12 protein-coding genes and 1 pseudogene are annotated in these 16053 nt (G+C 38.3%); 11 read left to right on the top strand and 2 right to left on the bottom strand.

The features are described 5' to 3' along the window. Positions 1–34 precede the first annotated feature (34 nt). On the bottom strand, positions 35–2104 hold the full coding sequence (locus MHB67_RS17110) for a transglycosylase domain-containing protein (RefSeq protein ID WP_342492663.1): 2070 nt from the start codon (positions 2102–2104) through the stop codon (positions 35–37). A gap of 224 nt (positions 2105–2328) precedes the next feature. Here MHB67_RS17110 and speE point away from each other — a divergent pair, with 224 nt between their 5' ends. The 9 genes from speE to MHB67_RS17065 all read left to right on the top strand — a co-directional run bounded on the left by speE (position 2329) and on the right by MHB67_RS17065 (position 11953). Next, a complete protein-coding gene (gene speE / locus MHB67_RS17105; protein WP_025093862.1) occupies positions 2329–3159 on the top strand; it encodes a spermidine synthase in 831 nt (276 codons plus the stop codon). A gap of 69 nt (positions 3160–3228) precedes the next feature. Further along, positions 3229–4101, top strand: a complete 873-nt coding sequence (gene speB / locus MHB67_RS17100) for an agmatinase (RefSeq protein WP_103131732.1) — start codon at positions 3229–3231, stop codon at positions 4099–4101. A 78-nt stretch (positions 4102–4179) separates the two neighbouring features. Further along, positions 4180–4527 carry a hypothetical protein gene (locus tag MHB67_RS17095; protein ID WP_034621833.1) on the top strand — a complete coding sequence of 116 codons (348 nt, stop codon included), beginning with the start codon at positions 4180–4182 and terminating at the stop codon, positions 4525–4527. Positions 4528–4651: 124 nt separating this feature from the next. Continuing rightward, entirely contained in the window at positions 4652–5074 is a 423-nt protein-coding gene (locus tag MHB67_RS17090) for a DUF1934 family protein (RefSeq protein ID WP_003215400.1), read from the top strand. Next, on the top strand, positions 5071–6744 hold the full coding sequence (gene argS / locus MHB67_RS17085) for an arginine--tRNA ligase (protein WP_342492662.1): 1674 nt from the start codon (positions 5071–5073) through the stop codon (positions 6742–6744). Before MHB67_RS17090 ends, argS begins: the two co-directional genes overlap by 4 nt. Before the next feature lie 453 nt (positions 6745–7197). Next, the gene (gene avs1a, locus MHB67_RS17080; protein WP_041115502.1) at positions 7198–8427 is read left to right on the top strand and encodes an AVAST type 1 anti-phage system MBL fold metallo-hydrolase Avs1a; all 1230 of its coding nucleotides are present in this window, start codon (positions 7198–7200) and stop codon (positions 8425–8427) included. Positions 8428–8440: 13 nt separating this feature from the next. Continuing rightward, positions 8441–9532: a hypothetical protein gene (locus MHB67_RS17075; protein ID WP_052470319.1), complete on the top strand. Its 1092-nt coding sequence runs from the start codon at positions 8441–8443 to the stop codon at positions 9530–9532. Then, complete coding sequence (locus MHB67_RS17070) at positions 9525–10010, top strand: ABC-three component system middle component 2 (RefSeq protein WP_052470320.1); 486 nt, start codon at positions 9525–9527, stop codon at positions 10008–10010. The genes MHB67_RS17075 and MHB67_RS17070 overlap by 8 nt, the downstream gene beginning before the upstream one ends. Further along, positions 10007–11953, top strand: coding sequence for an AAA family ATPase (locus tag MHB67_RS17065; RefSeq protein ID WP_041115503.1), 1947 nt, complete (start codon positions 10007–10009; stop codon positions 11951–11953). The genes MHB67_RS17070 and MHB67_RS17065 overlap by 4 nt, the downstream gene beginning before the upstream one ends. Positions 11954–12424: 471 nt before the next feature. Here MHB67_RS17065 and MHB67_RS17060 read toward each other — a convergent pair. Next, positions 12425–12556: pseudogene (locus MHB67_RS17060) on the bottom strand (LD-carboxypeptidase); the annotation flags it as partial. A 152-nt stretch (positions 12557–12708) separates the two neighbouring features. On the opposite strand from MHB67_RS17060, the gene cls reads away from it, so the two are divergent. Both cls and MHB67_RS17050 read left to right on the top strand, forming a co-directional pair. Beyond that, a complete protein-coding gene (gene cls / locus MHB67_RS17055) occupies positions 12709–14211 on the top strand; it encodes a cardiolipin synthase (protein ID WP_342492661.1) in 1503 nt (500 codons plus the stop codon). 105 nt (positions 14212–14316) lie between these two features. Next, entirely contained in the window at positions 14317–16032 is a 1716-nt protein-coding gene (locus MHB67_RS17050) for an ABC transporter ATP-binding protein (protein WP_024426361.1), read from the top strand. The last annotated feature ends 21 nt before the right edge of the window (positions 16033–16053 follow it).

The following is a 16053-nucleotide window of genomic DNA, read 5'->3' as shown; positions in this document are numbered from 1 at the left end:
CGAGATGCAGATCTCGGGGTTTTTCATGCCTTTTTTAACGTTTCAGCCACTTTTCCCACCATTTCTTTGGCTTTTGATCTTGAACTGGTTCCTGCTCAGAGGCTTTGTTCTCAGCACCATAGCAGACCCCTGTCGGCTCCGTTCCTTCTATAAAATAGGTGAATACCTTTGATTCACATCCTGGACCTGCGAGGTCGCCGGTTTTTGGATTAATATATACTCCTTTGACACCGTCTGGCGGCATGAAGGAGGAGGCTGGCTGCTTCGAGAGAGCTGATTCCATAAAGGAAGCCCATATTTTTTTCGCATAGGCCGTTTCTTCGACTGAGTCAATGGTGCGGCCTTTATCATAGCCTGTCCATACACCTGTGACGAGCTGGGGAGAGAAGCCGATCATCCAGCTGTCGGCGCCTGTAGTCCCTGATTTTCCTCCGTATGTTCTTGTAAGATCCTTTATAATGGTGCGGCCAGTGACACTTGTATAACCGTTTAATTGATCATTGAACATGCCTGACATCATGTCGGTGGTGACAAATGCTGCTTTTTCATCAAGGATTTGTTCTCGTTTTTGTTTCTCTTCAAAAAGCACATTGCCTTTTGCGTCGGTTACTTTCGTAATAAAGGTTGGTTTGACGCGTTTTCCGCCATTGACCAGCATGGCGTATGCATTGGTCATTTCAATTGGTTTCACAGGATACGTGCCCAGGGCAAGAGAGGGTACTTGATCTAGTTTTTCCTTGATTCCAAATGTCTTGCCAGCACGTACAAGCTGCTCCATTCCTAAAAATAGATGGGTCTTTACAGCGTAAATATTATCAGACAATGCTAAAGCTTGAAGCATTGTAATGCCGTCATTGGCGTAATAGCCGTGATAATTGCTTGGTGAATAAGCGGCATTGCTGCCTTGATCATCCAGTTCAAACACCGTTTCCTCACTGCGCATGACGGTTGCGGGTGTAAACCCGTTTTGCAAGGCAATGTAATAGAGAAGGGGTTTCATGGTTGAACCGGGCTGTCTTTTTGCTTGTGTCACCCGATTGAATGGACTTTTCTCATAATCTCTCCCGCCTATGAGGGCAAGTACATGCCCTGTTTGGGGATGGATGGCGGCAAAGCCGATTTGGATTTCTGATTTGGAATTCATCGTATTTTTTAACGTCTTTTCTGCGATTTTCTGTAATTCTGGATTGAGAGTCGTTTGGATATGAAGCCCATAGGTTTCAATCTGTTCCTCTGTTAATCCCAAGCTTTGTTTCAACTCTCGAATCACATCGTCATAAAAATACGGGGCTTGCTTTGCTTGCAGCTGCTTCTTTTGCAAAGGGCGATAGGACAGCTTTTCTTTCGCAGCGTCATCGGCTGCTTTTTTCGTAATCATGCCATCCTCGTGCATTTGTCTCAAAATCATATTCTTTCTTGCGCCGGCTTTCTCCTCATTCACATAAGGGGAATAGAGAGAAGGCCCTTTTGGGATACCGGCAAGAAGGGCAGATTCAGCGAGGGTTAAGTTCTTTGCTTTTTTCCCGAAATACAGACGTGACGCTGCTTCCACACCGTACGCTCCGTGACCATAATAAATGGTGTTCAAGTATCCTTCTAAAATCTCATCTTTTGTATAGTTTTGTTCTAAACGAATCGTGTAAAAGGCTTCATTCCACTTCCGCTTCCACGTTTTATCATGATCTAAATACAGATTTCGTGCATATTGCTGGGTGATCGTGCTGGCACCTTGCACCTTAGCCATGGCACGAATATCGGCCACCGCAGCACCTGCCATCCGTTTCACATCAAAGCCATGATGCTCATAAAAGGTTTTATCTTCAACAGCGACAACTGCCTGTCTGATATGAGGAGACATCTCCTTTAATGGCACCCAATATCTCTTTTCTCCAAAGCTGGATTCTCCAAGCTTTGAGCCATCAGCTGCATAAATGGTCGTGGATTGGGGAACTTGAACAGAAGGGGCACCTTGCCATTTAGCTATTAATAGAAACGTCAAAAAGACGGTACCTGCAAATAGAAAAGCGAGCAAGCCGATAAAAAAACAGGCTCGAATCGTTTTCACGGTCATGCGGATTTTTTTATTACTCATGATTGTGTCCATGCAAAGCCCCCATTTTGACGGTTTTTTATCAGTATGGAACAAAGAAAACCGTTTTAAACAAGCGATTGCAGGAGCGCTTTAAAAAATGAAGAGAACTCATGCGGTTCTTTACAATTTGATATGAATCCACTATACTTTTTTCTTGGACAATCGATATAGTCAAAGCCGATAAAAGGCGCTAACAATAGATGTTTGTTTATTATTGGATGAGAGGAAGATGAACAATGAGCGAACTTTGGTATACAGAGAAGCAAACGAAGAATTTTGGTATTACATTGAAGGTGAACAAAACCCTTCACACAGAACAAACAGACTTTCAGCATTTAGAAATGGTGGAAACAGAAGAGTTTGGCAATATGCTGTTTTTAGACGGCATGGTGATGACGTCTGAGAAAGATGAGTTTGTATACCACGAAATGGTGGCACATGTTCCTCTTTTCACTCATCCAAACCCGGAAAATGTTCTTGTTGTAGGCGGAGGAGACGGCGGTGTCATTCGTGAGATCCTCAAACACCCTAGTGTGAAAAAAGCGACACTTGTTGATATTGATGGAAAGGTCATCGAATACTCGAAGAAATTCCTTCCTTCTATTGCTGGGAAACTAGACGATCCTCGTGTAGATGTGAAAGTAGGAGACGGTTTTATGCACATTGCTGAAGCTGACAACGAGTATGATGTGATCATGGTTGACTCGACTGAGCCAGTTGGACCAGCTGTGAACCTGTTCTCTAAAGGATTTTACGCAGGAATCGCAAAAGCACTCAAAGAAGACGGTATTTTCGTTGCACAAACGGACAACCCTTGGTTCACACCTGAGCTGATTACAAATGTACAGCGTGATGTAAAAGAAATTTTCCCAATTACAAAGCTTTACACAGCGAATATTCCAACGTATCCAAGCGGTCTTTGGACATTCACCATCGGTTCTAAAAAATATGATCCACTTGCTGTAGAAGACAGCCGTTTCTTTGATATTGAGACGAAATATTACACAAAAGAATTGCACAAAGCGGCATTCGTTCTGCCGAAATTTGTGAGCGACTTAATCAAATAAATCAAGCGAAATGGACATGCGCAAATGACGGTTTGCGCATTTTTTGAAGCGTAAAAGGAGGAATCTTGCATGAGATTCGACGAGGCTTATTCAGGAAAAGTGTTTATTGGAAGTCATCCGACATGGGAAGATGCAAAGGTCATTTTATACGGCATGCCGATGGACTGGACAGTCAGCTACCGCCCAGGTTCACGTTTCGGTCCGAACCGCATTCGTGAAGTATCGATCGGTCTAGAGGAATACAGCCCTTATTTAGATCGTGAGCTGCATGAGGTGCCATTCTTTGATGCGGGTGACATCCCACTTCCTTTTGGGAATGCACAAAAGAGCTTAGATTTAATTGAAGAGTATGTCGACAGCATTTTAGAAAAAGGGAAGTTTCCATTAGGAATGGGCGGCGAGCATCTTGTGTCTTGGCCGGTTTTCCGTGCGATGTATAAGAAATACCCTGATTTGGCCATCATCCATATGGACGCACATACAGATCTTCGTGAGGAATATGAGGGTGAGCCGCTCTCACATTCAACACCGATTCGTAAAGTTGCAGGACTGATTGGACCTGAAAATGTATTCTCTTTCGGCATCCGTTCTGGGATGAAAGAAGAATTTGAATGGGCAAAAGAAGCGGGTATGCACATTTCTAAATTTGAAGTACTCGAGCCATTGAAGCAAGTATTGCCAAAGCTAAAAGGGCGTCCAGTATATGTGACGATCGATATTGATGTACTTGACCCAGCACATGCACCTGGTACAGGAACGGTAGATGCTGGCGGTATTACATCAAAAGAGCTGCTTGCATCCATTCATGCGATTGCAGGATCTGACGTCAAAGTCGTTGGGGCAGACCTTGTCGAGGTAGCACCTGTATATGATCACTCTGACCAAACAGCGAATACAGCGAGTAAACTTTTACGCGAAATGCTGCTTGGATTTGTGAAATAATCAGTTGATAGAGGAGCTTGTCATCTCATGTGGACAAGCTCTTTTTTTACATTGGTCAAAAAATAAAGGAGGGAGCTCATGTTTTCGTCAATATTGATGGTGTTCCTCGCTTTATGTGTGTTAGGGGCAGGCTTTCTCACATTGAAACGAGAGCTCGCAGCTGATCCGCCTGTTTTTGCTTCAAAGAAGGAAGCAAAGGAAGAGATGCTGGGGCTGTTTCACGATCGAGGCTTTTTCTATCTGACGGCCATTGCGTTATTCATGCAGGTGGTTTTTAAAAAGGATCAAATTGCACCATTTGATTTTTTTCAGGCATTTTTGGCAAGTTCAGGCATACAGGCTCTTTTTTACTTAATGAAAAGAAAAGACTTAGGTGTAAAGGCTGGACTTGTCGTAGTGGTCAGTTGTATTTTTCTTTTTTTCTAAAGGGATGGCTGAAGATGAAAAACGAAGTTTAATCGCCATGAAGAAGAGAAATGATGGTATGATAGGCGATCATGATTATGGTATACTATTTTAGTTAAACGGGTCTTAGCAAAGGAAGTGCAAAATGACACAAAACCAAATTTCAATTCATGTAAAGTCAGTGATGAAACCAGAGACGGAGCCGGCTGAAACGATCGAATTCCGCACGACTGGAACGTACCAAGAGAAGAATGACAAAACGTATCTCACTTACCATGAAGAACATGAAATGGGTCAAGTAAAAACCGTTGTGAAAATGAGTGAAAAAGAAATTTTTGTGATGAGATCAGGGGCTATTCAAATGAAGCAGCGCTTTCTTATTGGAGAAACGACCGTCACACATTACACGATGCCATTCGGTACACTTCAGCTAGATGTGCACACACATGGTATTGATCTCGATGTGGACAAGGGGTTGCTGCACATTACGTACGATATGCTGACAGGAGAAGATCAAAAGCATTTACATACATTATCGATTTCGTATAAGGAGGATTTACGTTCATGAATATCGCAGAACAGGTCAAAGATGCGTTAAAAGAAGAAATCATAGCGGCAGTCGTCAAAGCAGGACTTGCCGATGAAAGCCAGGTGCCAGATGTCTTTTTAGAAGTGCCGAAAGACAAAACTCACGGAGATTACTCTACCAACATGGCGATGCAGCTTGCCCGCATTGCGAAAAAAGCACCTCGTCAAATCGCAGAGGACATCGTCAATGCGTTTGATAAAGGGAAAGCTTCCATTGAAAAACTGGATATCGCAGGTCCAGGATTCATTAACTTTTATATGAACAATCAGTATTTAACAAAGCTCATTCCAGCTGTTCTTGAGGCAAAAGAAGCTTATGGCGAAACGAATACAGGCGGCGGTCAAAAGGTGCAAGTCGAATTCGTCTCAGCCAACCCAACAGGTGACCTTCACCTTGGACATGCCCGCGGTGCAGCTGTAGGAGATTCCCTTTGCAACATCCTTGATAAAGCAGGGTTCGATGTGAGCCGTGAATACTATATCAACGATGCAGGAAATCAAATCAATAACCTCGCTTTATCTGTAGAAGTACGTTATTTTGAGGCACTCGGTCTTGAAAAAGAAATGCCTGAAGACGGCTACAGAGGAGAAGACATCAAAGGCATCGGACAAAAGCTTGCGGATGAATTTGGTGACCGTTTCGTGCATGAGCCGGAAGAAGAGCGGATGAAGTTCTTCCGTGAATACGGCTTGAAATACGAATTAGAAAAATTACGTGTAGACCTTGAGAATTTCCGTGTGCCATTTGATGTATGGTATTCAGAAACTTCTTTATATGAAAACGGAAAAATCGAACCAGCGCTCGAAACACTTCGTGAAAAAGGCTATGTCTTTGAAGAAGACGGCGCAACATGGCTGCGTTCAACTGATTTTGGTGATGACAAGGACCGTGTGCTGATTAAAAAAGACGGCAGCTTCACTTACCTGCTTCCAGATATCGCATATCATAAAGACAAATTGGACAGAGGCTTTGACCAGCTCATTAACATTTGGGGAGCGGACCATCACGGCTATATTCCTCGGATGAAAGCGGCGATCCAAGCACTTGGATATCCAGCTGACAAGCTTGAAGTAGAAATCATTCAGCTTGTGCATCTTTACAAAAACGGCGAAAAGATGAAGATGAGTAAGCGTACAGGAAAAGCCGTCACAATGCGTGATCTGATTGAAGAAGTCGGCTTAGATGCGACTCGTTATTTCTTTGCGATGAGGAGTGCGGCGACACATATGGACTTTGACCTAGACTTAGCGATTTCTACGTCTAACGAAAACCCTGTGTACTATGCACAATATGCGCATGCGAGAATTTGCAGCATGCTGCGTCAAGGTGAAGAAAAAGGCTATGAACCGAACCTTGAAAAAGTCGATTTCTCTCACATTCAATCGGAAAAAGAATACGATCTTCTGAAAATCATTGGCAGCTTCCCAGAAGTTGTAGCAGAAGCAGCTGAAAAGCGTATTCCGCACCGCGTGACGAACTATATTTATGACCTTGCATCAGCCCTTCACAGCTTCTACAATGCGGAGAAGGTCATTGACGTAGAAAACGAAACAAAAACAACAGCACGTCTATCGCTGATGAAAGCAACACAAATCACACTTGCGAATGCATTAAAACTAATTGGTGTATCGGCTCCGGAGAAGATGTAATGAAATGAAAGAAAGCCCCACTCTATTGAATGAGTGGGGCTTTTTCGTATAAAAAACCCGCTATCCTTAAGAGATAGCGGGTTTTGAAAATTATCCAAGCGTATTAATTATGTTAGAAATAGAATCGAATAATTGGCTAAGTACATCAGAAAACATGTTTTTGCCTCCTCTCTTTTCTTTTTACATCTACTTAACGAAGGGAATTTAGAATCATTTTCAAATCAAAAGATGAATTCTTATAAAGCATCTTAATTAGCTTTAAATATTCTGTTGAATGTTCACATAGTAAAAATATCATGTCTTTTAAGTAAAAATTTTGAAAACTTATTTTAGTCTGTTAACTCTACGATTAATCAAAGCATTTATAAGATATTGCTCTAAAATCCCTTTTATAGATTATTATAATTCAATTAATTTTATGGTAAAATTTATTGGAAATGGAGGTGGCATTTTTTGTATGACATTCGAATTGAAGTCTATCCTGCTTTGGAAGGGGACTGCTTTTTAATAAGCATAGGAAACGAAATAAAAACAAATATTTTAATAGATGGTGGTTTTGCGGAAACATATCATGGTTATTTAAAGCCTAGATTATTAAGAATGGCGGAACATGGCGAGGAATTAGACCTAGTTGTTGTTACACATGTGGATTCGGATCATATTGAAGGAATAATAGAGCTTTTTAAGGAAAATGGAACAGCTAAGAATCCTTTAATTATCCCAATTACTGAGGTCTGGCACAATAGTTACAGACATCTTGATTCAATAAAACAAAAAGGCGAGGAACTTATTCCTGATGAAAAAAGGATTCTTGCGGGGATAATTAGTCAAGGAGGTATTGTTTCAAAGAAAAAGAAAAATAACCCAAATAAAGATGTAAGTGCGAAAGATGGATCTACGTTAGCTGCATTGCTATACAATGGGGAATATAATTGGAATAGTTTATATGGTGGCCGAGCAATAAATTGTAATAACGTGGGATTGATCTCGCTGACACCAGACATCAACATACGTATGTTATCGCCTAACTCAGAGAGTCTGAGGAAGTTAGAGAAGTATTGGGTTAAAGAGTTGAGGAAAAAAAAGTACGACTTTAAGTTAACAGACGATAAATTATTTGATGATGCGTACGAATTTTATTTACTATCCCAAAGAGATTCCCAACAAAATAATGAAAATAAAAATGTATCTCATAAGGATAAAAAATTAAGTTTAGATTATCTTTTGAGTAAAAAAATGAACCACGATGGTTCGTCGGTTAATGGTTCTTCAATTTCTTTTATTATTGAATATAAAGAAAAAAAACTTTTATTCTTAGCGGATTCTCATCCTAGAAAAATACATAAAGAAATCCAAGAGTTAGTTTATAAATTTAATTATGATCCGCTTTTTGACTTTGTTAAAGTATCTCATCACGGCAGTCACAGAAACACCAGTGTTGAACTACTTAGTTTAATCGATTCTCCTATTTACTTATTTTCTACAAATGGCAAAAAGAATAACCATCCCAACTCTGAGACTATTGCTAGGATAATTTCTAGAAAAAAGGAAGAGACGCATAGGCATCTAATATTTAACTATCCTATTAAGAATGATCTCCTATCAGATGAAGAGTTAAGAAAGGAATATAGGTTTTCTGTGGAATTATCTGATGGCAAGCAAATAAAGGTAATTGATTTATAGAGGGGTTAAGCAAATGATTAATAAAGTTGAATCTGAATATGAAACAGCAATAGGTAGATTAATTTGTGGCGGAGAGATCACGGATAAAGCCACTGCTTTCCTTATTTCCCCAACTAAAGCGATTACAGCTACACATGCTCTTGATGAGTATTATTTAGAAGAGGGAGAAATCTGCTTGGAGTTCTTAAATATTAATAAGGAACCCATAAAAAGAAAAGCATCTCCTATTAAGCTTTCCAAAACTTCACATGCACCAATTAGTATTTTGGAGTTGGAAGAACCTGTTCAAAGTAATGTGTATTTAAAGTTCTGTAATTCTCAAGTGCAGAAGGATTCCATATATGAAACTTTTGGATACCCAGTAGTTAAATGGGAAATGGGACATAGGGTAAAGAATACAGTATTAAGAAAAGTGACCAGTGATATGACTAATATATACGAGTGGGATATCGATTTAAACTATGAGGCGAATCTAGAAGATTTCAGTGGACTTTCAGGAGCACCACTCTTTGTAAATGGGAATTTAGTGGGTGTTGTATTAACTGAATCAGTAGCTAACGATAAAGTAATATCGTTAGGTTCTATCAGTGTAGAAAGAATTAAAGATATTTTATTAGAAGCAGAAATTCCAATTGATGAACCCATAATAGATCTTAGTATGGATGAAATATACGATCTAGATGAAAATACGGATTTCTCTGAATCTATATTCATTGTAAAGCTTGAGTCAGCAAAGATTTATGATCATGAAGATTGTCAGCAGGAATTTTTTAATGCTGAAATAGCAAAAAGCTCTATAGAAGGTAGAGGTATTTCAACTGAGATCAAGAGCTTATTAATGTTGAGGAACAATTTAAAAAGTGTCTGGAAAACTCAGCATAGAGTATATAAAGATGAAAAGGATGGTAACGAACTATTAACCAAGGTTTATGAAAGAGTAGAAGAATTAAATGATAGTACCCTTAAAAGTAATCCGGATTTATCATTGATAGCAAAAAAAGGGGTTTTGCACCAATTGTCAGATGAATGTAAGGTTGGATGGACAAAAAATTATAAAATTAGGTTGAAAGAATACCTATCAAAAAAAGGGGAAAAAGATGATTAAAGAGTTGGATTTAGTTAATAGTGATTTGATTTTAAATACAACAAGGATACTCATCTTAATATCCAAGTTCGAATCAAAGAAATCTTTTAAAATGAATTTGAATAAGATTATGCTTTATGATTTTTATATGAAATTTCCTCAAACTATGCTACCAAACGAGATTAAAATGACAAGACAACGAGATTATAATGAATACTATTCCTATTTCCATTTACAACCTAATAGAGATGAATATACTTTATTTTTGAGATATTTAGTAAGCAAAAGACTAATTGATAAAATAATAAATGGAAGTGATTTTTGTTATCGAATCAATAAAAGAGGTACTGAAGTATTGAAAAGTCTAGAAAGTGAGTATTTTCTTGAATTAAGTAGTATTGCAGAATTTGTTAAGAAAGAAATATCAAAACTTAGTGATTCTAAAATAGAAAATAAAATTATAGAATTATCTTTAAAAAATAGGGATGATAATCGATGAATAAAAAAATATTTTTGGAAAAATTAACGCTTATTGGGATAAGAAAAAATTATGAGGTCAAGTTTAAAAATGGATTGAACATCATTTCGGGTCCGATGTCAACTGGGAAATCCTCAATTGCTGAAATGATTAACTATGCATTTGGAAGTCAAAAACATAATATGTATATTGAAATGAGGAAAAGTTGTAAGGAAGTAGAACTGGATTTTTTTATTGGAGAAAGTAAATATAAAATAGTTAGACCGTTATTTGATTTTAATAGACCAATTAAATTGTATAAATGGAAACAAGAGATTGGAGATTTCAGTAAAGATTTTGAGTTATTAACCATCGAATCTCCAGTAAATGAAAATTCTCTTTCCGCCTTCTTATTAGATAAAATGGGCCTTTCTAATATCACAGTTGCAAATCAAACTTTTAGTTTCCGAGATTTATTTAAATATTGTTATGTTAAACAGTCAACTATAGACTCTGAAAATTTATTGCAGGAAAAGGACTGGAGTTCAAGTATTAAAAGAAAACCAACATTTGAAATTATTTTTAATATTTACGATAAATTATTAGGAGATCTTAAGCAAAAACTTAAAGAAAAAAGGCAATATATAAATAATCTAGTAAAAAAAAGAGAAGGCGTGTTGGAATTTTTAAAAGAGATGAAAATATTAGATGGTAAAGACTATCAAGAAGAAAGAAAGCGGCTTAAAGGACTACTTAGTGAGAAAAAAAATAAACTTATTGAAATAAAATCCTCTGGAAAATATGATGATGCCCTAACTATGGATATAGAGAATAATATTGCAAGATTAAAAGAGCAAATCATTAAGGTAGATAAGGATATCCAAGACAAGAGAAGATATTTAGAAAAATTGATATTACTTAGAAATCAATATTCAAGTGAGATTCAAAAAATAGAATTTATATTAGAAGGTTCCTTAGTTTTAAATAATTATAAATTTGAAATTTGCCCTTCTTGTCTTAACGAAATTGAGGAAAAAGAAGGTTGTGATTTATGTGGTAGTGAGCTAAAGGAATTATCGCAAGAAGAAACTAAGATTTTTAAGAGTGAAATCAGTAGAATTAGAAGAAAATTCAATAGCTTAACTAGTTTTATTGAATCGCAAGAAGGTTCATTAATTAATAAACAAGAAAGTAAAGAGGAATATAAAAAGCAGTTGCAGCTTAAACAGCATGAACTTGATCGTCTAAGAAATACCTATATTAGTCCATTTATAGAACAAATTGAACAGCTAAATTACGATATTGGAAATATTAATAATAATATGGAGCGATTAGAACATAATTTTTCGATAAATATCCAATTTTCTAAAATTAATGAGAAAATTGTAGAGGAGGAGAAAAATTATGATAAATTAAATGAAAAAATTACCAACCTACAGAAAGATACAATTACAAAAGCTGATGTTATAGAAAAGTTATCTGCATTATTTGCTGGCATTTTAAAAGAGTTTACTTTCCCAAAATTAAGCGACTCCTATATTAAGGAATCTAATTACTTGCCTTACGTTCGAGGAATTAAATATGATGAATTGGGAAGCGGTGGCGCAATAACAATGACCACTATGGCTTATTTTCTTTCAATTGCTCTACTTGATACAAATAATAAAAATCACCCAGGCTTATTAATTATTGATTCACCACGTAAAAATCTTGGAGCAAACGACGACGATGATGATGATCAGTTTAAAGATGAGGAAATTTTTAATGCAATCATTAATTATTTCATCTCGGTAACACATGACGATAATAAAGAAAAAAGTGAAGGGACTGAAGTTGAAGTTATTGATGATTTACAGTTGATTGTTATTAATAATGGTTATCCTGATTTTGTAGATACAAATGATATTATAATAAGATTTGATGGGAAAGGAAATAAAAAACTTCCCTATGGTTTAATTGATGATATTGAAAACTTATCAAATTAGTAATATTTTTGTTAAGCGGTTTGAACTTGTTCCTAAGGTAGAAGTCAATTTTTATTTATTTTAACTAAACTTTAAAAATAAGCTTTCGGACGACAAAGCTTATTTTTTATGCTTTTTAGTTTTTGATATACAATTTCGATTCTCTCGATGGAATAATGGATAAGGACAAAAAACAGAAGTCAAAGCGTTTGGCATATCATATCGGCTGAGGTGAGAGGCATCTTGAATTTTAAGTGTAAAGAAATTGGGCAATTTGATACTCGTAAAGAAGCAAAGGTCCGCCTTTTAATTGGTACAAGAGATACAACTTGAAGATTAGATAATAAAGTAAACGATTAAATATTATACTTTTAGGAGTTTTTTTTTCTGATTTTAAAAAGTAGACGAATAATACACATTTAAATAAAAATAATATTCTTTTCATTCAGATAATATAAAGGTGGTGTTGGAACTTTACTCAAAATTCAAATAGACAGTGAAACCTAAAGACTCTAAACGTTTTTTCGCTTGAGCAATTCCTTCTTTTGATAAAATGCTGGCACTTCGGCTTGGGGCAATGACACGTATATGACTCCCTTTTTTAAGAGGTGAGGGGGTATGCATAAACAGATCTTCCTTTCCATCACATATTTCTTTATTATATCGGATCAAATAGCGAAAGTCTGTAAAGGCTAGGAGAAAGGATTGGGTCGTGCGTTTCATACAAGCTGTGCAAAGGGTATGGAAGAGAAAAAGACAGAATGAGGGCGGAGAATGTGAAAAAGAGAAGACTGGAATTTTTATTTTTATATTTTATGATATTCGGGGCATATGTGGTGTATTGGTGGACTGTGCCGGCGTGGAGCGTTCAGCTGTACGCAGCGATTTATATCGCCATTATTTTATTTAGTATCATCTCACTCATGCTGGAGAACCGTACATCACAGCACACGTTGTTATGGATATATGTGCTCATTTTTTTCCCTATCATTGGCTATATGTTCTATCTGTTCTCAGGGCAGCTCTATGTAAAGGGTCATTTATTCAAATCAAAGAGAATGTATAACCGCGAGAAATTACGCAGAATCTCTGAGCTTGAGAGTAAGCCGAATGAGTCAAGTTTAACCGATAATCAGCGTGCTTTTTTTCATTACACAGAAAAAGCAACAGGTATGCATGTGAACACAAATAGTGATATGGAGATTTTAAAGAATGGGGAGGAGACGTTCCCCAGAATTTTTGAAGAGTTAAAAAAGGCAAAATCGTTCATTCATATTGAATATTACATGTTCAAATCCGATTTCCTCGGCCACCGGATGATGGAGATTTTGATTGAAAAAGTGAAAGAAGGGGTGGAGGTCCGTTTCATATATGATGCGGCAGGCAGCATCCGCTTCTCCCGAAAAGATATTAAACGCTTGAAGCAGGCAGGGGTCAAGGTCGCTCCTTTTCTACCTTTAAAATATGGATTCTTTAATCAAAAATTCAATTTCCGAAATCACCGGAAAATCGTCATTATTGATGGAGAGACAGGGTTTGTCGGGGGGTTAAATGTCGGCAAGGAATACGTAGGACGGGATGAAAAGATCGGCTTTTGGCGTGATACGCATGCCATGTTAAAGGGTGAGGCTGTTCAGACCCTTCACTCCGTTTTTATGCTGGACTGGGAGTATGTATCAGATGAAGTATTAATTGATGATCCGAAGTATCATACGCCGCATTCTGTGACAGGCGAGGATGTCATTCAGGTTGTACCAACTGGACCTGATATGAAAGAAAGTATGAGTGATTTATATGATGCCCTCATTTCTAATGCGAAACAATTTGTCTGGATTGCCACACCTTACTTTGTACCAAACGAATCGATTCGCACTGCGCTCAAAATCGCTGCCACACGAGGGGTGGATGTACGGGTGATGGTACCGGAGATCAATGACGGATTTCTCACGCAATATGCCACAAGATCCTATTTTTCTGAGCTTCTAAAAGAGGGCATCAAGGTGTATCACTATCAAAAAGGGTTTATGCATCAAAAGGTGATGATTGCTGATGGAGAACTAGCCTCCGTCGGCACCGCGAATGTCGATATGAGAAGCTTTCAGCTCAATTTTGAGGTCAATGTCTTTACAGCTGCGAAAAAGCCAATTGAGCAATTGATGGCCCACTATGAGGAAGATATGAAGGAATGTGAGCAAATGGGTCCTGTACATTTTTATAAAAGAGGCATAAAAGAGCGGTTGAAGGAATCATTTGCCCGGTTGTTTTCTGGCGTATTATGAGGATTTCCAGTCAAAGAAATCATTTCCTGATCTAGTATTTTGAAGAGGATTCCTCTATAATTGAAAATGATTATCAATTATAGAGGAAATGAGGTTCTTTTACATATGCTAAAACGCTTTTTCGCCTATTACAGGCCCTATCGCGGTCTGTTCTTTTTAGATTTCTTTTGCGCTGTCGCAGTTGGATTGATGGAACTTGGTTTCCCGCTTATTGTGAACTACTTCATTGATACATTATTACCAACAGGGAATTGGACGGTCATTGCATGGACCGCGCTTGCTCTGTTTATCATTTATGCCCTCAGCTCGGTTATGCAATTTATTGTGTCGTACTGGGGGCACATGTTAGGTATCAATATTGAAACAGATATGAGAAAGAAGCTGTTTGATCATTTTCAGCGTCTCTCATTTAAGTTCTTTGATAACAACAAAACGGGTAAGCTTATGTCTCGGATGACAAATGACCTCATGTACATTGGGGAGGTGGCTCATCACGGACCTGAGGATTTGTTTATTGCAATTATGACGATTCTTGGCGCCTTTGCTGTCATGCTGATGATTAACTGGCAGCTTGCTATTTTAACCTTCTTGATCATGCCAGTCATCATCTGGCTTGCCCTTCATTTTAATAAGAAGATGACGCAGGCGATTACACAGCTGAACAATGACATTGGAGACTTTCATGCAAGGGTTGAAAACAATATTGGCGGCATTCGTCTTGTGCAAGCCTTTGCCAACGAACATTTCGAGAAAAAGCGTTTTGCTGAAAACAACAACCGCTTTCGGAAAGCGAAGCTTCTTTCATATAAAATCATGTCGGTCAACGGCTCAATCAGTTACATTCTCACCCGTCTTGTGACACTGTTTGTCCTTCTGGCAGGGACATGGTTTGTTCTTCAAGGGCAATTAACGGCAGGTGGATTTATCGCGTTTGTTCTCATTACAAATGTCTTATTCCGACCGATTGATAAGATCAATACCGTGATTGAAATGTATCCGAAAGGAATTGCGGGCTTTAAAAGCTATGTCGATTTACTTGAAACAGAGCCAGATGTGAAGGATACAGAGGGAGCTCGTGATGTATTCGGACTAAAAGGTGAAATTGAATATCGAAACGTGACATTTGGCTACGATGAGCACAGCCATGTGTTAAAGGATATCGATTTGAAGATCAAACAAGGAGAAACCGTTGCGTTTGTCGGTCCCTCAGGAGCCGGGAAATCGACGATTTGCAGTTTGCTGCCACGTTTTTATGATGTGGATAAAGGGGAGATTACGATTGATGGTGTGAGTACAAAATCGATGACCCTGTCTTCTTTAAGACAGCAAATCGGCATTGTGCAGCAGGATGTCTTTTTATTCTCAGGCACCATTCGAGAAAACATCGCGTACGGCAACCTAGAAGCCAGCGATGCAGAGATTTGGGAGGCTGTACGTCGTGCGCATTTAGAGGAACTCGTTCAGCGTTTCCCAGAAGGATTAAATACGGTGATAGGCGAGCGCGGCGTCAAATTGTCAGGCGGTCAAAAGCAGCGCTTGTCAATTGCGCGGATGTTCCTAAAAAATCCTTCGATTCTTATTTTAGATGAAGCCACATCAGCACTTGATACAGAAACAGAAAAAGCTATACAGGATGCACTGAGCGAACTGGCTGTCGGCAGAACAACACTCGTCATTGCCCACCGCCTGGCAACAATTAAACACGCCGACCGTATCATCGTCGTGACAGAGGAAGGCATCCAAGAACAAGGCCGCCACCAAGATCTCATTCAAATGGGCGGCGTATACAGCAGACTGCATGAAGCGCAGTTTGGTCATTGATCAGCGCGTAGACAAACCCTC

Source organism: Bacillus sp. FSL H8-0516 (genome assembly GCF_038635285.1).
Lineage (GTDB): Bacteria > Bacillota > Bacilli > Bacillales > Bacillaceae > Bacillus > Bacillus safensis.
This window is presented reverse-complemented; position numbering and strand designations above follow the sequence as displayed.